The organism is Vibrio sp. 16 (assembly GCF_963681195.1).
In the GTDB taxonomy this organism is placed as follows: Bacteria; Pseudomonadota; Gammaproteobacteria; order Enterobacterales; family Vibrionaceae; genus Vibrio; species Vibrio sinaloensis_D.
This window is the reverse complement of the sequence record NZ_OY808997.1, coordinates 1,788,228-1,809,297: the sequence shown is the minus strand read 5'-3', so window position 1 is coordinate 1,809,297 and position 21,070 is coordinate 1,788,228. Positions and strand designations below refer to the sequence as shown.

At 46.2% G+C, this 21,070-nt stretch carries 20 protein-coding genes; 14 read left to right on the top strand and 6 right to left on the bottom strand.

Translation table 11 applies throughout. The annotated features are described in order from the left end of the window. Nucleotides 1-54: 54 nt before the first annotated feature. From U9J37_RS08160 to U9J37_RS08145, 4 genes are all read right to left on the bottom strand, one after another. Nucleotides 55-1,149: a succinylglutamate desuccinylase/aspartoacylase family protein gene (locus tag U9J37_RS08160; protein ID WP_005473464.1), complete on the bottom strand. Its 1,095-nt coding sequence runs from the start codon at nucleotides 1,147-1,149 to the stop codon at nucleotides 55-57. After that, nucleotides 1,109-2,014, bottom strand: coding sequence for a 30S ribosomal protein S6--L-glutamate ligase (rimK, locus tag U9J37_RS08155; protein ID WP_005473485.1), 906 nt, complete (start codon nucleotides 2,012-2,014; stop codon nucleotides 1,109-1,111). Before rimK ends, U9J37_RS08160 begins: the two co-directional genes overlap by 41 nt. Then, nucleotides 2,014-2,454: an ATP-dependent zinc protease family protein gene (locus U9J37_RS08150; RefSeq protein WP_005473502.1), complete on the bottom strand. Its 441-nt coding sequence runs from the start codon at nucleotides 2,452-2,454 to the stop codon at nucleotides 2,014-2,016. Before U9J37_RS08150 ends, rimK begins: the two co-directional genes overlap by 1 nt. A gap of 280 nt (nucleotides 2,455-2,734) precedes the next feature. Further along, nucleotides 2,735-4,207, bottom strand: a complete 1,473-nt coding sequence (locus U9J37_RS08145) for an aminoacyl-histidine dipeptidase (protein ID WP_005473505.1) — start codon at nucleotides 4,205-4,207, stop codon at nucleotides 2,735-2,737. A gap of 1,029 nt (nucleotides 4,208-5,236) precedes the next feature. On the opposite strand from U9J37_RS08145, the gene U9J37_RS08140 reads away from it, so the two are divergent. The 14 genes from U9J37_RS08140 to pgpA all read left to right on the top strand — a co-directional run bounded on the left by U9J37_RS08140 (nucleotide 5,237) and on the right by pgpA (nucleotide 17,786). After that, complete coding sequence (locus tag U9J37_RS08140; protein ID WP_005473593.1) at nucleotides 5,237-6,526, top strand: NCS2 family permease; 1,290 nt, start codon at nucleotides 5,237-5,239, stop codon at nucleotides 6,524-6,526. Between the two features lie 214 nt (nucleotides 6,527-6,740). Beyond that, a complete protein-coding gene (gene tet(34), locus U9J37_RS08135; RefSeq protein WP_005473584.1) occupies nucleotides 6,741-7,205 on the top strand; it encodes a xanthine phosphoribosyltransferase in 465 nt (154 codons plus the stop codon). Between the two features lie 98 nt (nucleotides 7,206-7,303). Beyond that, nucleotides 7,304-8,551: an esterase FrsA gene (gene frsA, locus U9J37_RS08130; RefSeq protein ID WP_005473473.1), complete on the top strand. Its 1,248-nt coding sequence runs from the start codon at nucleotides 7,304-7,306 to the stop codon at nucleotides 8,549-8,551. 105 nt (nucleotides 8,552-8,656) lie between these two features. Then, nucleotides 8,657-9,046, top strand: a complete 390-nt coding sequence (crl, locus tag U9J37_RS08125) for a sigma factor-binding protein Crl (protein ID WP_038190735.1) — start codon at nucleotides 8,657-8,659, stop codon at nucleotides 9,044-9,046. A 167-nt stretch (nucleotides 9,047-9,213) separates the two neighbouring features. Then, a complete protein-coding gene (proB, locus tag U9J37_RS08120) occupies nucleotides 9,214-10,347 on the top strand; it encodes a glutamate 5-kinase (RefSeq protein WP_043887139.1) in 1,134 nt (377 codons plus the stop codon). Nucleotides 10,348-10,357: 10 nt separating this feature from the next. Beyond that, a complete protein-coding gene (locus tag U9J37_RS08115) occupies nucleotides 10,358-11,608 on the top strand; it encodes a glutamate-5-semialdehyde dehydrogenase (RefSeq protein WP_322413791.1) in 1,251 nt (416 codons plus the stop codon). A 104-nt stretch (nucleotides 11,609-11,712) separates the two neighbouring features. Further along, nucleotides 11,713-12,162: a transcriptional regulator NrdR gene (gene nrdR / locus U9J37_RS08110; protein WP_038139576.1), complete on the top strand. Its 450-nt coding sequence runs from the start codon at nucleotides 11,713-11,715 to the stop codon at nucleotides 12,160-12,162. A 16-nt stretch (nucleotides 12,163-12,178) separates the two neighbouring features. After that, on the top strand, nucleotides 12,179-13,285 hold the full coding sequence (gene ribD, locus U9J37_RS08105; protein ID WP_005473471.1) for a bifunctional diaminohydroxyphosphoribosylaminopyrimidine deaminase/5-amino-6-(5-phosphoribosylamino)uracil reductase RibD: 1,107 nt from the start codon (nucleotides 12,179-12,181) through the stop codon (nucleotides 13,283-13,285). A gap of 2 nt (nucleotides 13,286-13,287) precedes the next feature. Then, nucleotides 13,288-13,941, top strand: a complete 654-nt coding sequence (locus tag U9J37_RS08100) for a riboflavin synthase (RefSeq protein ID WP_005473577.1) — start codon at nucleotides 13,288-13,290, stop codon at nucleotides 13,939-13,941. Between the two features lie 60 nt (nucleotides 13,942-14,001). Then, nucleotides 14,002-15,111: a bifunctional 3,4-dihydroxy-2-butanone-4-phosphate synthase/GTP cyclohydrolase II gene (gene ribBA, locus U9J37_RS08095; protein WP_005473564.1), complete on the top strand. Its 1,110-nt coding sequence runs from the start codon at nucleotides 14,002-14,004 to the stop codon at nucleotides 15,109-15,111. 170 nt (nucleotides 15,112-15,281) lie between these two features. Beyond that, nucleotides 15,282-15,752 carry a 6,7-dimethyl-8-ribityllumazine synthase gene (gene ribE, locus U9J37_RS08090; RefSeq protein WP_005440184.1) on the top strand — a complete coding sequence of 157 codons (471 nt, stop codon included), beginning with the start codon at nucleotides 15,282-15,284 and terminating at the stop codon, nucleotides 15,750-15,752. Then, nucleotides 15,752-16,219, top strand: a complete 468-nt coding sequence (nusB, locus tag U9J37_RS08085) for a transcription antitermination factor NusB (protein ID WP_005473507.1) — start codon at nucleotides 15,752-15,754, stop codon at nucleotides 16,217-16,219. Before ribE ends, nusB begins: the two co-directional genes overlap by 1 nt. A gap of 82 nt (nucleotides 16,220-16,301) precedes the next feature. Then, on the top strand, nucleotides 16,302-17,267 hold the full coding sequence (thiL, locus tag U9J37_RS08080; protein WP_005473581.1) for a thiamine-phosphate kinase: 966 nt from the start codon (nucleotides 16,302-16,304) through the stop codon (nucleotides 17,265-17,267). Between the two features lie 12 nt (nucleotides 17,268-17,279). Further along, the gene (pgpA, locus tag U9J37_RS08075; protein WP_005473486.1) at nucleotides 17,280-17,786 is read left to right on the top strand and encodes a phosphatidylglycerophosphatase A; all 507 of its coding nucleotides are present in this window, start codon (nucleotides 17,280-17,282) and stop codon (nucleotides 17,784-17,786) included. Nucleotides 17,787-17,850: 64 nt separating this feature from the next. Here pgpA and U9J37_RS08070 read toward each other — a convergent pair whose 3' ends face one another. Then, nucleotides 17,851-18,234 (bottom strand): DUF3461 family protein, encoded by a 384-nt coding sequence (locus tag U9J37_RS08070; protein ID WP_005473565.1) that lies wholly within the window; start codon nucleotides 18,232-18,234, stop codon nucleotides 17,851-17,853. Nucleotides 18,235-18,395: 161 nt separating this feature from the next. Then, entirely contained in the window at nucleotides 18,396-21,017 is a 2,622-nt protein-coding gene (glnD, locus tag U9J37_RS08065; protein ID WP_322413661.1) for a bifunctional uridylyltransferase/uridylyl-removing protein GlnD, read from the bottom strand. Between the last annotated feature and the right edge of the window lie 53 nt (nucleotides 21,018-21,070).

The window sequence follows — 21,070 nt, the reverse complement described above, 5'->3', positions numbered from 1 at the left end:
AACACAAAGAGCCCGCATAGTCATATGCGGGCTCTTTGTTTTTAGCGGTTCAGTCTACTGAGTTGGAGTGTTGATTTGACCCGTCGTCAAAGGATCAACATCAAGGTCCGTCACTTCTTCAATAAACTCTTCTACGACCTGTTCGACTTCTTCGTCATCTTGCTCAAAGTAAGCTAAGTGGAAGATAGCATCGCCTTCGTTTACCAAAGGAAGTGTCTGTTGACCGATAACAATGCCGCCTTTGCGAGCCGTGAGTTCAATTTCACTGTGACCAAGAGGGGCGCTGATGTACGCCAATACTTGGCCCTTCTCTACCTTCTCACCCAGTGTGACGACAGTACGCAAGATACCATCGCTTTCCGCACGCAACCAGCTGGTGGATTTTGCAATCACATGAGGAGGCAGCTTTTTACGGCTTGAGCGTAGCATACCAATGGCTTGCATCACGCGCTGTACACCGATGAAACCTGCACTGATACAGATTGGCTCAAAGCGCAGTGCTTCGCCCGCTTCGTACGTCAGTACAGGAATGCCCAGGCGTTCAGCTTCGCTGCGCAGAGAACCGTCTCGAAGTGGAGCATCGACGATAACTGGCGTCGCAAACGCCTGAGCAATTCTTAGGGTTTCAGGGTTACTCAGATCAGCACGGATCTGAGGCAAGTTCGTGCGATGGATCGCACCAGTATGCAAATCCAGAATGTAATCACAGCGCTTCGCTACTTGAGAGAAGAAAGTATGCGCCATTCGTGATGCAAGCGATCCTTTCTCACTGCCAGGGAAGCAGCGGTTTAAATCACGTCTATCTGGTAGATAACGCGATTTATGGATAAAGCCAAATACGTTAACAATAGGAACGGCGATAACCGTCCCTTTTAGCTTGCTTGCGTCGATGGTGTTGATGAGCTGTCTAACGATTTCGACACCGTTCAGTTCGTCACCATGGATCGCTGCATTCACCATCAAAACGGGACCCGCTAAGCGGCCGTTGATGATCTCTACAGGAATTGATAGAGGTGAGTGGGTATAAAGCTTGGCAGCTTCTAGCTCAATGACCTTACGTTCACTCGGCGAGACAAGCTCGCCGAGAAATTCAAATGCGCTATTCTTTTTAGCCTTTGCCACGAGTTTTTGTCCTTTTACTTGCCGCATTCTTCTCAATAAATTCGACAATCATTCCAGCAATGTCTTTACCAGTTGCGGCCTCAATACCTTCAAGACCTGGAGATGAGTTTACTTCCATGACCAATGGGCCACGGTCTGATCTTAATAGATCCACCCCAGCCACATTTAGACCCATTATTTTCGCTGCTGCGACGGCGGTACGGCGCTCTTCAGGAGTGATCTTGATTAAAGATGCACTACCACCACGGTGTAGGTTCGAGCGGAATTCACCCTCTGCACCTTGGCGTTTCATCGCAGCAATCACTTTGTCACCAATCACGAAACAGCGAATATCCGCGCCGCCAGCTTCCTTGATGTACTCTTGCACCATAATGTTCGCTTTTAGCCCCATGAATGCTTCAACTACGCTTTCCGCAGCTTTACGAGTTTCAGCAAGAACCACACCGATACCTTGAGTGCCTTCGAGTAGCTTAATAACTACGGGTGCACCGCCGACCATTTCAAGTAGGTCTTTGACGTCATCAGGCTTGCTTGCGAACCCAGTGATCGGCATACCAATGCCTTTACGCGATAATAGTTGCATTGAGCGCAGTTTGTCACGTGAACGAGTGATGGCGACCGACTCATTGACCGGGTATACACCCATCATTTCGAATTGGCGAAGTACCGCTGTACCATAGAAAGTCACTGATGCACCGATTCGAGGAACAATCGCATCAAAACCAGATAGCTCTTCACCTTTGAAGTGTATTTCTGGCTTCTCTGAGTTGATATTCATGTAACAACGCAGCGCATCAATCACTTTCACTTCGTGGCCACGGCTTTCTGCCGCTTCAATTAAACGCTTTGTTGAGTATAAGTTCGCGTTGCGAGACAGAATACCAATTTTCATTATTTGCTTTCCTCGAAAGGGACTAAAAACGATTCAACAGGGTCGACAATGATGCGCTCGTGCATTGCAGTGCGACCTAACAACATGCGAAAAGCCATATTTTCGCGATTAGTTAATGTAATTTCGATTGGCCAACTTTTTCCGCCAATACTCAGTTCTGATTCGATCACGTAGCGTGCTTCTTCATGGCCACCTGAATCACGAACGATACGCTCATCAATGACTTTCGCTTCACAGACTGTTTCGAATTCCGTGTCATGTTGTTTTGGGTGGATCCAAAAGCGAACCCACAGAGCTTCATCCTTTTTAAAGCTCTCTACTTTGAACGCGTGTAAGCAAGACGTCCTGGCTCCGGTATCAATTTTTGCGTTAATTTCATTAATACCTAAACCTGGCAGGCTAAGAGTTTCTCGCCAGCCGACTAATAGTTTTTCTTTCATCGCAGTAACATATTTTTAGAGAGTATTTAAGATGTTCGGGTGAAGTGAACATCCCCAACATGACCGGTCGAATTTGTGCCGAGTCTTGTGCTTGAAGAGAGTAAGAATGTACCCATAGGCGCTTCAAGGAGGGGGAATTTAGCAACCGAGGTTCGGTGTGACTAACGAAAAAAACTCACCGTCACGATAAAGAAAATTTATCGAAAGGAAAGCTGAAGTATTAAAAAAGCCAGCTAATCTGAGCTGGCTTTTTGGATAAGTTGAAGTAATGCGAAATGCTTTACGCTTTTTCTGGAATAGCTTCTAGTAGAGCGACCATTTGCTCCCAGAATAGGGCAACGGTATCAATCTTCACTTTTTCATCTGGAGAGTGAGGGAACTTGATGGTTGGACCGAAAGAGACCATATCCATGTTCGGGTAAGGTTCTTTAAATAGACCACATTCTAGGCCTGCGTGGATTACCATGATGTTTGGCTTGTGGCCGTAGATGCCTTCGTACATATCACGGAAGATAGACATGATTTCAGAATCTGCATCTGGTTTCCAGCCAGGGTAAGCGCCAGAGAACTCGATACTTGCACCTGCTAACTCAGCAACTGAAGTCAACATGCCTTCCACTTGCTGACGACCTGAGTCAATAAGAGAACGCACAAGGCAGAGAACTTGAATTTTGTCTTCTTCAGTGGTGATTACACCGACATTCAGAGAAGTTTCAACGACGCCCTCGATTTCATCGCTCATACGGATCACACCATTTGGGCATGCGTTTAGAGCGGCGATGAAGCGTTGCTGATCTGCGATGGTTAAAACTTGAGCGTCGGTGTCGATGGTTTCATTAAAAGAAACAATGTCGGTTTCGACTTTACCGAGTTCAGTTTTTAATAGGTTGGTGTAGAACTCAAATAGCTCTGCCAGTTTTGCTTCGTTTTCAGCAGGAACCGCGACAGTGACGAAAGCCTCACGAGGAATCGCATTACGTAGGCTACCACCACGGAACTCCACTAGACGAAGATCAAGCTCTTGGGCGTGACCTGCAAGGAAACGTGCAACCAATTTATTTGCGTTACCACGACCTGTATGAATATCACAACCTGAGTGACCACCTTTTAGGCCTTTTAGCACTAGCTGACGAGTCACGTAACCTGCAGGGATTGCTTCACGCTTGATATCGAAAGTCATTTCACCGTCGATACCACCCGCACAACCCATGTAGACTTCGCCTTCTTGCTCTGAGTCAGTGTTCAAAAGGATCTCACCTTCCAACCAACCTGCCTCAAGACCAAACGCGCCTGTCATGCCTGCTTCTTCATCAACCGTCAGCAGAACCTCGATTGGACCGTGCTTAATATCTGTAGAGGCAAGTACTGCGAGACACGATGCCATGCCCATGCCGTTGTCAGCACCCAGAGTCGTCCCTTTCGCTGTTACCCATTCACCATCGATATACGGTTGGATTGGATCTTTAGTGAAGTCATGATCGGTGTCTTCATTCTTCTGCGGCACCATATCGATGTGCGCTTGCAGAACGACGCCTTTCTTGTTTTCCATGCCCGGTGTTGCTGGTTTTTTAATGAACACGTTGCCTGTTGGATCACGACGAACGTCTAGACCTTGCTCTGTCGCCCAATTGACAATGTATTGGGCAAGCGCTTCTTCATGTTTAGAAGGGTGAGGGATGGAACAGATCTTATCGAAAAACTGCCATAGTGGAGCAGGTGATAAGTTGCTGATTTCAGAATGGAATTCAGACACGGATGACTCCTTATAAAGAATAATGCCAGATCTTATGACTTCAACATTTCAAATTTCAGATGATTAATCTAGATGTGGCCTATTAAGTAGACGCACAGAATAGCACTCTCCGAGATTCGGGTGTAGAGAAAGAAGTGAGGATTTGTTTCGCTGCTATCACAGAATACTGATTTTATCTGCAATGCTTATGTTACCGGACTCTTATCAGGTGTAAGAAATAAAAATAATAAATTGATATATCTGTAATTAAATTACAATATTTGTTTGATCTAAGTCAATTGGTGAACTTTTTGTGACTTTTGTCACTTTTGTGCTTGTAATTAAATTTCTTTGGGGTATATTTACACCAACTTCGAAAGCGAAGAGAAAATGCTCAAAGGATGAGTCCGATTTGTCGCCTCCAAGGAACCGAGAAATCAATAGTGTTTATTTAGTTTTCATTGATTTAGAAGGTGATAGTTATGAAAGGTTTACCAAGTGCAGCGTTCTGGCTAAACAGCTCAGTTTACACAGGCAGCTTTACTTACCCAACAAGCTTCGGATACTAATCCAAGTTTGTGACTCTCGAACAAGTTTGTTCACCCCTATATATTGGAATTTTTTTACAGCTCCTATATAGCTGACATGATTCAACCGCCACTCAAATTGAGTGGCGTTTTTTTATCCCTTTTGCTTTCCGATTAAAAAGTGCACACCGATAAAGTGTTTCTTCTATCGCTTTGAGTTCCCTGCATATTATTCGCATAAACACATATTCCCTCCGCGCTTCTTACACAAATCCAACTGGTAATTTTTCTCATAAGTATAAAAAACCACCGAACGGTGTTTTATATGGTTTGCAGTCTTAGTGATTGAATTTTATCGGGTATTTTTACGCTAGATTGGTCGGTTGATCTTAAATAGACAAACTGGTTGGTAGAAATGTTGATTAGAGTGTTAATTCTATCTGGAATTTGAAATTTTATAACTTTATAATTTCGGCCAATCGATTACGCAACCGTTTACTTTTTACCCTTTTAGGATTCGATCATGTTCGAAAAACTGTTCAAACTCAGTGAAAACGGCACGAACGTTAAAACTGAGATCATCGCGGGTGTTACCACCTTTTTAACCATGGCCTACATTATCTTTGTTAACCCAGCAATGTTGGCAGATGCAGGTATGGATAAAGGCGCTGTGTTTGTCGCTACCTGTCTTGCTGCGGCAATTGGCTGTTTCATTATGGGTTTTGTTGCGAATTATCCTATCGCGCTTGCTCCAGGTATGGGCTTAAATGCCTTCTTTACCTACGGTGTTGTTCTAGGTATGGGGCATTCATGGCAGGTTGCGCTTGGGGCTGTATTTGTCTCAGGTCTCATCTTCATGGCCTTGAGTATTTTTAAGGTTCGTGAGTGGATCATCAACTCGATCCCGATGTCTCTTCGTACTGGTATTTCTGCAGGTATCGGTTTGTTCTTGGCATTTATCGGCCTGCAAAACTCAGGCATTGTTGTCGACAATCCAGCAACTTTGGTTGGTCTTGGCCATATTACTGGTCTCCAGCCTGCTCTTGCTGCTCTTGGCTTCTTTTTGACCATTGGTCTTGTCTACCGAGGCGTTCGTGGCGCGGTCATGATTGCAATTTTGATCATTACGGTGATTGGTTTGATGTTGGGTGATGTTCAGTGGGGCGGTATTATGTCTACGCCACCAAGTGTTGCACCAACATTCATGCAAATGAATATCGCCGATGTCTTCGAAGTGGGTATGATTTCAGTGGTGTTCGCATTCCTGTTCGTTGACCTATTCGATACGGCAGGTACTCTGGTTGGCGTTGCGCAAAAAGCGGACCTTATTAAAGAAGATGGCAAACTACCGCGTTTAAGCAAAGCGTTACTGGCTGACTCTACCGCGACGTCAGTTGGTGCGATGATTGGTACATCAAGTACAACATCTTACGTTGAATCAACAGCTGGTGTGGCTGCTGGTGGTCGTACTGGTCTTACTGCTGTCGTAGTAGGGGTATTGTTCCTTCTGGCTCTTTTCTTCTCACCATTGGCGGGCATGATCCCAGCTTACGCAACAGCGGGTGCGCTATTCTACGTTGCGATCCTAATGATGTCTGGATTGGTAAGTGTTGACTGGCGTGATCTGACAGAAGCGGCTCCAGTCGTAGTGACTTGTCTTCTGATGCCGTTAACTTACTCAATTGCTGAAGGTATCGCGCTTGGCTTTATCTCTTACGCAGCGATTAAACTGTTGAGCGGCCGTGGTCGTGAAGTTTCAATCAGTGTGTGGGTTCTGTCTGCAGTCTTCATTCTGAAGTACTTGTTTGCTTAATTAGACTTACCTATCACATTTTTGAGCATCGCTATGGCTGTTTCTCTGCTGTAGCGATGTTTTTTCGTTTTGAGGAGAGGTTAATCATTGGTATTACCAGTCTCATCCGTTAAAATAAACGTTTGCGTAGCTTTTCCCCAACTTGCTAAAGCACTCCAAACCGACAGTCACGCTTTGTGGGGATGCGGATTTTTCAAATTATTAGGTTATTACAATGGCTAAGAAATTCATTATCACATGGGACCAAATGCACACATTCTGTCGCGAGTTGGCTGAGAAACAGATGCCAGCGGAGCAGTGGAAAGGTATTTGGGCAGTAAGCCGTGGTGGTTTGGTTCCAGGGGCAATTCTTGCTCGTGAGCTCGGTATTCGTCACGTTGATACGATTTGTATCTCAAGCTATGACCACGACCACCAACGTGATATGACTGTTGTAAAAGCACCTGAAGGTGACGGTGAAGGCTTCCTGATCGTGGAAGACCTAGTGGACAGTGGTGATACCGCGCGTAAGTTACGTGAAATGTACCCGAAAGCAAAATTGATTGCTGTTTGTGCAAAACCTGCTGGAGTAGAACTGCTAGACGATTACGTGGTAGACATTGCTCAAGATACATGGATTGAGCAGCCATGGGACATGTCTATCCAGTACGTTGAGCCAATCAATCGCAAACAAAAGTAATCAAAATGGCACAATGCCGCTGATTCTTGATGAATGGCCCTTTATTGGGTCATTTTTTTTTATACAATTTAGAAAAGCACATTTACTAGGTTAAGCCCATGTCTGAGGAAGTCAGCAAGAATCTCTCTGAAACGTTGTTTGCGAATCATAAGCAAGCGAAAGAAACCTCGGAACTGACTCGATATATGCCAAGTAGCCAGAGCTTCTTGGATGAAAAGCGTGAGAGTGACGGATACAAGTGGTATCGAAATTTGCGTCGAATGCAATGGACGTGGCAGGGCTTAGACCCAATCGAGATTGAAGCGGTGCTCGCCAAAATCGCAGCTTCGAAGCACTCCCGAACTCATGAAGAGTGGTTAGACACCGTCATGGGGTATCACAGTGGCAACTGGACCTACGAGTGGACGAAGCTCGGCATGCTTCACCAAAAGCGTTCATCGCAACTGAAGGGCGAAGAAGCGGCTGATGAGCTTTTTAATGCGTCACTCTGTTTTAGCATTGCCGGCTACCCGCATCTAAAAAACGATAATCTGGCGACTCAGGCGCAAGTTCTAGCAAGTTCTGCTTATACCGAAGCGACCAAGAAGACGAAGTACATCGTAAAGCGGTTAGAGATCCCTTATCAGAAAAAAAGCATAATTGCTCATCTTCACCTTACCAGTACCGAAAAGCCGCAACCTGTGGTGATTGTGAGTGCTGGGCTGGACAGTTTGCAAACCGACTTGTGGACCGTTTTCCGTGACCATCTTGCGAAGAAAAATATCGCGATGCTAACCGTCGATATGCCTTCGATCGGGCACAATACCCACTGGAATTTAACTGAAGACACGTCAGTATTGCACCAAGCTGTGCTCAATGAGTTGTACTCCATTCCTTGGGTCGATCATCACAGAGTAGGGCTGATTGGTTTTCGCTTTGGTGGTAATGCGATGGTGCGTCTTTCATTTTTGGAGCAAGATAAAATCAAGGCGTGTGTCTCGATGGGGGCACCGATCCATGATGTCTTGTCATCACCCGATAAGCTCAAGAGTATGCCGAAGATGTACCTTGATGTGCTGGCGTCACGTTTAGGCAAAAACGCAGTGGATATTCATAGCCTGTCGAGTCAACTGATGGCTTGGTCGTTGAAAGTGCAGGGGATATTGTCTAGCCGTAAAACTCGTGTCCCTATTTTGGCAATGAGCTTAGAAGGAGATCCTGTTTCCCCTTATAGCGATAATCAGATGGTTGCTTTATACAGCGACTACGGTAAAGCGAAGAAAATCAGTGCAAAAACAATTACACAAGGATATGAGCAATCCCTCGATTTAGCGATTAAGTGGCTAGAAGATGAGCTAATGAGATGACATCTCAAGTATTTTAGACGACACTGATATTAGGCTGTACCTAGACTAACAAGTCCTAAAATCAGCCTTTTATAATAATTTCAGTGATGAATATGGAGATTCATAATGTCTGATACTATAAAAAAGCCGACTCACTATCGTTTGGTTTCCGTTATGAGGGCAATTGGGCCTTATTTACGCGAATCACAGTGTGAAGAAGGGGCTTATTTGTTTGATTGCTTGTCTGTTTGTGTAGACGATAAAAAGTCACCAGAAAAAAGAGAGTTTTGGGGGTGGTGGTTAGAGCTCAATCTACAAGATGGTGTATTCCAAGCACGCTATCGCACTGGGCTTTATGATGTGACTGGAGATTGGCAAGAAAAGAGCATACCGAAAAAAGTGGTTGAGGACGTCAACCGTACTCAAGTGGCGTTCCATGACAAGCTGGTTGAAACCTTGAAAAGTCAATTTGCACTAGAGGTTCAAATGCACGAAGAATCTGTCGAATTCGTCTGATTTTCATCGTTTACCCTCTACCAACAACAAAAAGGCGCGTTTTCGCGCCTTTTCTACTTGTGAATTTACCATTTGATTGCTAAAACATCAGGTCTAATCAATCTTCAGCGTCTTGTTGTGACTGCGTCGATTGTGACGGTTTGTATTTATTTCATAGTAGAAAGGCAATGAATCAAGAAAGCGGAAAAGTACTACAGTCACAGACTGTGGTAGTGAAACTAGGTACTAGTGTATTAACTGGTGGAACGCTGGCGTTAGATCGAGCTCATATGGTTGAGTTGGTTCGTCAATGCGCCGAGCTAAAAAAACAAGGCCACTCAGTGGTGATGGTTTCGTCTGGCGCCATCGCAGCTGGTCGAGAGCACCTAGGTTACCCCGCATTGCCCAACTCTATGGCCAGCAAGCAACTGTTAGCGGCCGTGGGTCAAAGCCAGTTGATTCAAACGTGGGAATCATTGTTTGCTATCTACGGTTTGAAAATTGGTCAGATGTTACTGACGCGGGCAGATTTAGAAGATCGCGAGCGCTTCTTAAATGCTCGTGACACCATCAACGCACTGGTTGAAAACGATATTATTCCCGTTGTTAACGAAAACGATGCCGTTGCGACCAGCGAAATCAAAGTTGGTGACAATGATAACTTATCGGCATTGGTTGGTATTTTGTGTGGTGCCGACAAGCTATTGCTGCTGACCGATCAAAAAGGATTGTTTACAGCAGACCCTCGTAAAGATCCTAACGCTGAGTTAATCAAAGAAGTGAAAACCATTGATGATACACTGCGTAAAATTGCTGGTGGTAGTGGCACAACGCTAGGCACTGGCGGTATGGCGACTAAGTTACAAGCCGCTGATATCGCACGACGAGCAGGTATTGAAGTTATTATCGCCGCAGGTAGCGCTCCGAATGTTGTTTTTGACTCATTGAGTGATGAGCCACAAGGTACCCGTTTCCTGCCGTGTGAAGAAGCGCTCGAAAACCGCAAGCGTTGGATCTTGGCAGGTCCTGCAGCATCAGGCGACATTGTCATTGATGATGGCGCGGTTAATGCGGTGGTAGAGAAAGGAAGCAGCTTGCTTGCCAAAGGCTTGACGGGAGTGAGCGGTGAGTTCGCGCGAGGTGATGTTGTCCGTGTCACTGACGCTCAAGGTAAGCTGGTTGCACGTGGTATCGCCAGCTACTCAAGCCAAGATATGGCTAAAATCGTCGGCAAACACAGCAAAGATATTATCGGTATTTTAGGTTACGACTACGGCAGTGAAGTGCTTCATCGTGACGATATGGTCGTAATCCAAGAATAAGGAAAGAATTGTGGAACTGATTTCTATGGGCCAAGCTGCAAAAGAAGCAGCGTTTCAACTGGCGACAGCATCAACGGCACAAAAAAACAAAGCACTCGCTATTATCGCCGATGAGCTAGAAGCCAATGCAAAGGTTATTCTTGCCGCGAATGCGAAAGACATTGAAAAAGGGCGTGAAGCAGGGCTGACAGAGGCACTATTGGACCGTCTTCAGCTTAACGAAGAGCGCTTATCTGGCATTGCGAATGATGTGCGCAATGTCATCAGTCTTAATGATCCGGTTGGTAGTGAGTTAGACAGCAAAGTACTTGAAAACGGTATGTCCCTTTCTCGTCGCCGTGTACCACTTGGCGTCGTCGGGGTTATTTACGAAGCGCGTCCAAATGTCACCATCGATATCGCAGCCTTGTGCTTAAAAACGGGTAACGCGAGTATTCTACGCGGTGGTAAAGAGACGTTCTTTTCTAACATGGAGTTGGTTAAAGTCATTCAATCTGCGTTAGCAAAAGCGGGTCTACCTGCGGCGTCGGTTCAGTACATTGAAAAGCCTGATCGTGAACTGGTTTCGCAGCTTCTAAAACTCGATGAATACGTGGATATGATTATTCCACGCGGCGGAGCTGGCTTGCACAAAATGTGTAAAGAGAACAGCACGATTCCAGTCATCATTGGCGGTTTTGGTATCAGCCACATTTTTGTTGACGAAAGTGCCGACCTTGAAAAATCGCTGAATGTGGTTGAGAACTCGAAAGTGCAACGCCCATCAGCTTGCAACTCACTAGACACGCTACTAGTGCATGAAAAGATTGCGGCGGATTTCTTACCAATGCTTGCTGAGCGTCTGGCGGACAAAGTTGCTCTAGTTGCAGAGCCAAAAGCGAAAGCCTTGTTATCAAGCGCACAAGACTTGCGTGACGCGGTTGAGGGTGATTTTGACACCGAATGGTTGAGCTACACGCTAGGCGTTAAAGTGGTTACCGATGTCAAAGAAGCCATCGATCACATGCGTGTTCACAACGCGAGCCACTCGGATGCGATCATGACAAATAGTCTAGAGAACTCGGAATTGTTCATCAATTCAGTGGGGTCTGCGGCGGTTTATGTTAACGCATCAACACGCTTTACGGACGGTGCACAGTTTGGTTTAGGTGCAGAAGTGGCGGTCTCTACGCAGAAATTGCACGCTCGTGGTCCTATGGGCTTGGAAGAGCTGACAAGCTACAAGTGGGTCGGTAAAGCGAACTACTTGCCGCGTAGTTAACAAAACAACCTAAAGATTGATTGAAAAAGGGGCTATCTAGCCCCTTTTGCTTTTCTTGTGATCCGCAAATCCGCTACACTGTCGAACACTTATATGGAGGTGATATGCATTGTCCTTTTTGTTCTGAAAACGATACTAAGGTAATCGATTCCCGTTTGGTGGCTGACGGTCATCAAGTTCGTCGTCGCAGGCAGTGCCTCGCGTGTAGTGAGCGATTTACGACATTTGAAACCGCAGAGTTGGTCATGCCCCGAGTTATTAAGTCGAATGGCAACCGTGAACCATTCAACGAAGATAAAATGGTGGGCGGACTTCAACGAGCGCTAGAGAAAAGGCCAGTCAGTGCGGATGCGGTTGATGTATCAATCAGTTTGATTAAGTCGCAGCTTCGAGCGACGGGTGAACGAGAAGTACCGAGTGAAATGATTGGTAACTTAGTGATGGACCAGCTTAAAGAGTTGGACAAAGTCGCATACATCCGTTTTGCTTCGGTTTACCGTAGTTTTGAAGATATTCGTGAATTTGGCGAAGAAATTGCCAGACTGGAAGACTAACTGCAGGTGTAAAGGAATGCCTCAATTCACTGAAACCGATTTCAACATGATGTCGCGGGCTATATGGCTAGCAAAAGGCGGCATCTATACCACTGCGCCCAATCCAAACGTTGGCTGCGTGATCACGCAAAATGGTGACATTGTCGGAGAGGGCTTTCACTACCGAGCAGGTGAGCCTCATGCCGAAGTTCATGCCTTGCGAATGGCAGGGGACAAGTCGGTAGGAGCTACTGCGTACGTGACTCTAGAACCTTGTTCTCATTACGGGCGAACGCCGCCATGTGCTGAAGGGTTGATCAAAGCGAAAGTTGCCAAGGTGATATGTGCAATGCAAGACCCGAACCCTCAAGTCGCTGGTCGCGGTATTCAAATGCTACGTGACGCTGGGATAGAGGTAGAAGTGGGCTTGTTAGAGCAAGACGCTATCGCTCTCAATCCTTCCTTCATCAAACGAATGCAAACAGGCTTGCCTTTTGTACAGCTAAAAATGGCGGCGAGTTTGGATGGACAAACGGCATTAGCCAACGGTAAGAGTCAGTGGATTACATCAGAAGCCGCGCGTCGAGATGTACAAAGATACCGAGCCCAAAGTGGCGCTATCCTTTCGACCAGCAAAACCGTCATTGAAGACAATGCCTCTCTTAGCGTCCGCTGGAGCGACTTACCCGAGTCAGTAAAAGCTCAATACTCTGAATCTCAACTGCGTCAGCCAGTCCGTGTCATTCTTGATCGCCAGAACCAACTCACCTCCGAACTTAAGTTGTTTCAAGCTGGGGGAGAGACGTTAATTGTTGGGCCTGAAGGCGACGTTGAAATGACCCTCAATGCGGATCAGCAAATCTCACTTCAAGATACGTTTGCTACATTAGCAAGCGCGCACAATATCAATCATATCTGGGTCGAGGCTGGTGCAACCTTAGCAAGCAGTTTGCTCCAGCAAGATTTAGTCGATGAACTCGTCATTTACTTAGCGCCTAAAATCATGGGTAGCGATGGTCGTGGTTTGTTAGGAGCGCTAGGATTAGAGTCAATGAGCGACGTCATTGATCTTGATATCAAAGATGTAAGACAGGTGGGTAAAGATATTCGCATTGTTGCCACCATATTAAAGAAAGAAAATTAAGCATGTTTACAGGTATTGTTGAAGCAGTCGGCACTCTCACTGCAATTACGCCTAAAGGCGAAGATATTAGCGTTACGGTCAATGCCGGTAAGCTAGACATGGCGGATGTCAAATTAGGCGATAGCATTGCGACCAATGGTGTTTGCCTGACGGTTGTGGCATTTAGCGAAAATAGCTATACCGCTGACTTATCGCTTGAAACGCTGCAGAAAACTGGTTTTGCAGATTACCAAGCGGGTGACAAGGTCAACTTAGAAAAAGCCATGTTGCCCACAACGCGCTTTGGCGGCCACATTGTCTCTGGGCACGTGGATGGCGTAGGTGAAATCGTCGAACGTAATATGGTTGGTCGCGCGATCGAGTTTTGGGTGGCGATGCCGCAAGAAATCGCCAAATACGTCGCAGAAAAAGGCTCAATTACGGTCGATGGTATCAGTCTGACGGTGAATGCATTACGTAAGAATGCCTTTAAGCTCACGATAGTGCCGCACACAGGTGAAGAAACAACCATTGCTGACTTCAATGTGGGCCGAAAAGTGAACCTAGAAGTGGATGTATTAGCACGCTACATGGAGCGCCTTCTGACCAGTCAGCAAGAGCAACAACCAGAATCAAAAATCACCATGGAATTTTTACAACAGAACGGATTTGCTTAAGTTAACCTTGCGTTGTTAACTCACTCAATTAGCCGCTAGAAGCCAAGATAGGAATGCAAAATGCCAATTAGTACCCCGCAAGAGATTATTGAAGATATTCGCCTAGGTAAAATGGTTATCCTAATGGATGACGAAGACCGCGAAAACGAAGGTGATTTGATCATGGCGGCAGAGCACGTGACGCCAGAAGCGATCAACTTTATGGCAACTCACGGCCGCGGTTTGATTTGTTTGACGATGACGAAAGAGCGTTGTGAGCGTCTTGGCTTACCTCCGATGGTGCAAGACAACAACGCCCAATATACAACCAACTTTACCGTTTCTATTGAAGCCGCAGAGGGAGTAACAACCGGTATTTCTGCGGCAGACCGTGCGCGCACGGTACAAGCGGCGGTTGCGAAAGACGCCAAAGCTGCTGACTTGGTTCAACCTGGTCATATTTTCCCACTAGCGGCTCAAGAAGGTGGCGTGTTAACCCGCGCAGGGCATACTGAAGCTGGCTGTGATCTCGCTCGTCTTGCCGGTCTAGAGCCTGCAGGCGTGATTGTTGAAATCCTTAATGACGATGGCACCATGGCGCGTCGCCCAGATTTGGAAATCTTCGCTGAGAAGCACGGCATCAAGTTAGGCACCATCGCAGACCTTATCGAGTATCGCAATAACACCGAAACGACCATCGAACGCGTCGCGGAGTGTAAGCTTCCAACCGAATTTGGCGATTTTAATTTGGTGACTTTCCGTGACACGATTGACAACCAAATTCACTACGCATTGTGCAAAGGTGACTTGACCGGTGAAGCTCCGTTAGTACGTGTTCACTTACAAGATACCTTCACAGACTTGCTTCATAGCGATCGCAATGCTGAGCGTAGCTGGACACTCGATGCTGCAATGAAGCGTATCGGGAAAGATGGCGGGGTATTGGTTATCTTAGGCAACGAAGAATCGACGGACTTGCTGATCCACCGTGTGAAAATGTTCGAAGCGCAAGACAAGGGCGAAGCTCCGACGTTGGCTAAGAAACAAGGTACATCACGCCGTGTTGGGGTGGGCTCTCAGATCCTTGCAGACCTTGGCGTCCATGATATGCGTTTATTGTCGTCAGCAAGTAAGAAGTATCACGCCCTAGGCGGCTTCGGTCTCAATGTGGTTGAGTACGTTTGTGAGTAATCGCTAACACGCATTTTGGTGAAGAGGGCAAATGTTTCAGCATTTGCCCTCTTTGTTTTCAATCTGTTGTGAACAAGGCGGGTAATGCTAAATTTCCATTAGATATTGCTCACAGATTTGTGCTAGAATCCGGCGATTCTCACTTGATGAACATAGTTAAAGGAAGGCTTATGAAAGTGATCGAGGGTGGCTTCCCAGCGCCAAACGCAAAAATTGCTATCGTTATTTCTCGTTTCAACAGTTTTATTAACGAAAGTCTATTGTCTGGTGCAATCGATACTTTAAAACGTCATGGCCAAGTTAGCGAAGACAACATTACTGTTGTTCGTTGTCCTGGCGCTGTAGAGCTTCCTCTTGTTGCTCAACGCGTAGCAAAAACAGGCAAGTACGATGCGATCGTATCTTTAGGTACTGTTATTCGTGGCGGCACTCCACATTTCGACTATGTTTGTAGTGAATGTAACAAAGGTCTTGCGCAAGTTTCTCTGGAATACAGCCTTCCAGTTGCATTCGGCGTACTGACGGTTGATACAATTGACCAAGCAATCGAGCGCGCAGGAACCAAGGCTGGTAATAAAGGTGCAGAGGCTGCACTAAGCGCACTTGAGATGATTAACGTTCTTTCTGAAATTGATTCCTAATGGGGGCCAGTGTGAAACCAGCCGCACGTCGTAATGCACGTCGATTTGCTCTACAAGCAATCTACTCTTGGCAAATTACTAAAGAAAATGTTGCTACGATTGAGGAGCAGTTTTTGTCAGGTGGCAAGTATGATGAAGAAGAACATCATGCCTCAGAGCCTGCACTTTCTACTCCAGACACAGACGTTGCATACTTCCGTGACCTACTAACAGGTGTTGTGCTAAGTCACACAGAGCTTGATAGCAAGATTCGTCCGTATACAGCGCGTCCAATGCAAGATTTGGACATGATGGAGTTAGCATTGCTTCGTCTAGCGATGTACGAAATGACACGTCGTGAAGATGTGCCTTACAAAGTGGTGATCAACGAAGCGATTGAACTTGCAAAAGTGTTCGCTGCAGAAGAGAGCCACAAGTTCGTGAATGGTGTACTTGATAAAGCGGCACCACACGTTCGTAAGAAGTAATCGAATACAGAATATAAAAAGGTCAGCAGATGCTGACCTTTTTTATAGGTATAAAGACACCCAAAACGAAAACAAGAACGCTATGTCAGGTGAATTTAATCTCATTGAAAAATACTTCGTCGGCCGTCAAAAGCAGCGCAACGATGTTTTGCTCGCCGCTGGTGACGATTGCGCCTTAGTTCAAGTACCTCTAGGTTTGTCAGTGGCTATCAGCACAGATACCTTAGTCGCGGGAACACACTTCTTGACAGGCGCCGATCCCGCTTTGGTAGCGCATAAAGCGTTGGCTTCTAATATTAGCGATTTAGCTGCGATGGGGGCGACCCCTGCCTGGGTTTCGTTCGCATTAACCATGCCTGAGCCAGATGAGGCATGGCTCGCACCATTTTGTGAGTCGTTTTTTTCACTCGCTGACTACTTTGGTATCCAGTTGATTGGCGGTGACACAACGAAAGGCCCACTTAGCTTGACCTTAACGGTTCAAGGGCTAGTGAATCCTGAAAAAGCGCTGCGTCGCAACGGTGCTAGGGTTGGCGACCGTATCTATGTCACGGGGAATCTTGGCGACAGCAAAGCCGGACTGGATGTGATCTTGTCTGCTCAGCAGGAAGATAAGCCTTATGCATCTGAGTTAGAGCAGCGACATTACCTATCGTCTCCAAGGGTGTTAGTTGGTCAAGCTCTATTGGGGCTGGCAAGCTCAGCCATCGATATTTCGGATGGCTTAATATCCGATTTAAAACACATTTTAAAACGTTCTAATGTTGGCGCGAGTATTGACGTATCAACGCTTCCTGTTTCTAATGAGTTGGTTCAGTTTCTAGGTAGTGCTGAACAAGCGCAGCAGTACGCATTGTCGAGTGGCGAAGAATACGAACTGTGTTTTACCGTCCCTGAGCAAAACCTAGGTGCTATTGAGAGTGCACTCGCGCATTGCGGCACTCAGATTACCTGTATTGGTCAAATTCGCCCAGAAGGTATGTTTGATATTCACTCTCAAGGTAAAGCGCTCGATTGGACGCTTTCAGGTTACGATCATTTCAACTAGTTAAGCAGTATTATGGCAAACCCTTTATCTCTTATTTCTCTGAAAAATCCGTGGCATTTATTGGCGACAGGGTTTGGCAGTGGCTTATCCCCAATCATACCTGGCACTATGGGAACGTTAGCTGCGATCCCCTTTTATTTATTGCTAGTGCAACTGCCTTTACCCCTTTACCTTGTCGTTGTTGCGGCCGCTTGTGTGGTTGGCGTTAAAATTTGTCAGGTCACCTCCGACGATATGCGGGTTCATGATCATGGCTCGATTGTTTGGGATGAGTTTGCTGGCTTTTGGATTACGATGCTGGTTGTGCCACTGTTTAACCTCTCGGCGACAGACTGGAAATGGTTATTAACCGGATTTGTGTTGTTCCGTTTCTTCGATATGGTGAAGCCTTGGCCAATTGGTTGGCTCGATAAACGAGTCCACGGCGGGCTAGGGATTATGCTCGATGATATCGTTGCTGGGGTGATGGCAGGCGTTGTCCTTTACACTGTAGGCAAGTACGCAGGTTGGTTAGGGTAAGCAAGAGATTATCTGCTCTAACGAAAAAGGGTTGGCATCATAACCAACCCTTTCAATCAACTATCTACTTCAGTTTATCCAGATCCGCCTCGATCTCAGCGATCTTACTTGAAACCACCTTCTCTAGATGACGCAAGTCAGACAAGATTTTCTCTTTTACATCCAACTCTGCAGATGTTTCTGGCTTAGTGATTTTATTCAGTTCATCAATAACCAAGGTTAAGTTGCGGTTGATTTCTGTCACTTCTTTGTATTTGTGACTGCCGCTGTCAACCAAGACATTTTTCACCTGTCTCGGGTATTTAAACTTAACGCTTTTCGCAAACAGCTCTCCTTTTTGCTTACGAAAATAGATTTTCAACACATCCTTATGCGCTTCTTGACGGAGTGAATAGCGCTCAATCTGTTTAGGTTCGTGAATCCCTAAACCAGTGAGGTGTGGAAACATAGGCTACCTCTTTATTTGTGTGTTATACCAATCAAGACAATACGCAATAAAGCGTTTGGTCGGGCTTGGATTATTTACTGAACACTAAATAATGTAGCAGCCTATTCACGTTGTAGATAGTTGATTTTTCGAACAGTGTAACAACTTGTGGTCAAGATCGCTTAAGGTGCTAATTCTGCCACATTGCTCACTAATAGCTCCCTTAATTGGTTTTCTTCTTGAACGGTTAATTTTCCACCGTTTTCACTCGTAATGATGAATAAATCTTCTGCGCGTTCACCTATGGTCGTGATTTTGGCTGCGTGTAAGTGAACATGAAGGTCAGCGAAGGTTGCACCGACAGTCGCCAATAAGCCTGGAGTATCCAATGCAACAAACTCCATTAAGGTACGCTTTTTACTTTTCGTTGGCAGAAAATCGACCTGAGTTTTGACGGTAAAGTGCTGCAAATTACGAGGGACGCGGCGAGTTTTGATTTTGGTCGGGCGTCCATCTTGCAAAACGTGAGTGAGGTGTTTAATGACCGCTTTGTGGCGACTCTCGTCGACGACTTCACCATGTTGATCCAACACCATGAAAGTATCGAGAACATAACCGTCTTTGCTGGTCATAACTTGCGCATCGTGAACGTTAAAGTTACGTCTATCCAACTCAGCGACCACAGTAGCAAACAGCGCATGTTGGTCTTTGCTGTAGACGAACACTTCGGTGCCCCCACGGGTCGCTTTCTTAGAAATCAGGATGAGAGGCTGAGAGTGATCTTCGTGGCGAAGAAGATGCATACAGTGCCATGCGATCTGTTTGTGTGTGTGTCGTAGGAAGTAGTCCGCTTTGAAGCGTTGCCATAGCACTTCGATTTCACGTGCGTTGAACCCCTCTTTGCGCAGTAGAGCGGAAGCCAATTGTTGGTTGTGACGAATACGCTCACGCACATCCACAGGGTTCTCTAGTCCGCGGCGCAGCGCTCGTTGGGTTGAGTAGAAAAGTTCTGCCAATAAGGTGCGTTTCCAACTGTTCCATAACTCTGGGTTGGTGGCACAAATATCGGCGACAGTAAGGCAGACGAGGTACTCTAGATATTCTTCATCGCGAACCTGTTTGGCAAACTCTGTGATCACCTCTGGGTCGTAGATATCGCGTCTTTGCGCTGTGACGGACATTAATAAGTGATGACGTACTAGCCAAGCCACAAGCTTAGCTTCAGGTTTAGAAAGCCCGTGCTCAATGCAGAAGTCATAAGCTTCCCCTTCACCAATCACAGAGTGATCACCCCCACGCCCTTTACCGATATCATGGAAAATAGCGGCAATGATCAGCAATTCTTTCTTTTGAATTCTTGGGTAGACTTCACAGCAGATCGGATGCTTATCGTGATTTTTCGCGTAGCTAAAGGTGTTGATGTGTTTGAGTAAGCGAATACTGTGTTCATCAACCGTGTATACATGGAAGAGGTCAAACTGCATCTGGCCGACAATTTGGCTCCACTGTGGCAAGTAAGCGGCAAGGACCCCCAACTTATGCATCAAACTGAAAGCTTTGTGCAGAGCATTTGGGTGGCGGCACAGCTCTAAAAACTTTTCGCGAGCTTCGGGAATCGTATGTAGGAACTTGTTCAAACGACGCCTTGCGGTTCGAAGTTGGCGCATGGTTGGAGGCGCAACCCCTTCAATGGTTGAATCGTTGGCGATATGTAAGAACATGTCGAGAATCGTTTCAGGGCGAGCTTGGAATAGGGCAGGTTTACGCGCTTCAATCAAGTGACCTCGGCGTTGAAAGTCGTCACTTAGCACTTCTGGTTCAGCTTCGACGCCATTCTCCAAGATGGCTTGATCGAACAGCTTGAGAAGCATTTTGTTTAACTCTGCGACACGGCGTAGCGTTCGGTAGAACTCTTTCATCATCATCTCGACGCCACGATTGCCTTCGCCGCTAAAGCCTAAGCTTTCGGCCACCTGAGCCTGATGAGCGAAGGTTAGGCGGTTGTCGTAACGTTTGAGTTCGATATGCAGAGCAAAACGCACGCGCCACAAGAAATCTTGGCATTCAACCAACTCTCGGTATTCAGCATCGGTTAAAAAGCCGTAACGACTCATCTCAAGGAGTGACGTTGCGCCGAAATGTCGACGGGCAATCCAACTTAGGGTGTGGATATCGCGAAGTCCCCCTGGTGTGGATTTGATATCGGGCTCTAGGTTGTAGGTGGTGTCGTGATAGCGAGCATGACGATCTTTTTGCTCTTTAATCTTCGCTTTGTAGAAGACTTCACTTGGCCAAAACGATTCCGAGTGAATCACCATTTTTAGCTGGTGGAAGGTATCTTCACAGCCACAAAGTAAACGAGATTCTTGTAAGTTTGTGGCAACGGTTAAATCTTCCCGGCCGATAGTCGCGCACTCTTCTACACTGCGAACCGCATGACCCACTTCCAATCTAAGATCCCAAAGTAACGTAATAAACTCACTGACTTTGGCCGCAAGAGATTCTGGCAATGTTTTGCGTGACACAACCAAAATATCAATATCGGAAAGAGGATGAAGCTCTCCTCGGCCATACCCCCCGACGGCGACCAAACTGATATTAGGCAGCTCGGAAAAACCAAAATGTTGCCATAAGCGGTTGAGTAGCAGGTCAATGTACTCAGCTCGCCCTAGCACTAGATCGGTGACCGGATGATGAGTTAAAAATTCCGTTTTTTGGTAGTCAGCAAATTTTTCTAATTGGGCTTTGAGTTCACTGATGGTGATTTGCTGATCATCGAACGTCAGCGGGGATTGAAAAGGCATACAGCAAGTCCGTGCAAAATAGTCCTATCGACCAATTTAACAGAAGGGTAGAT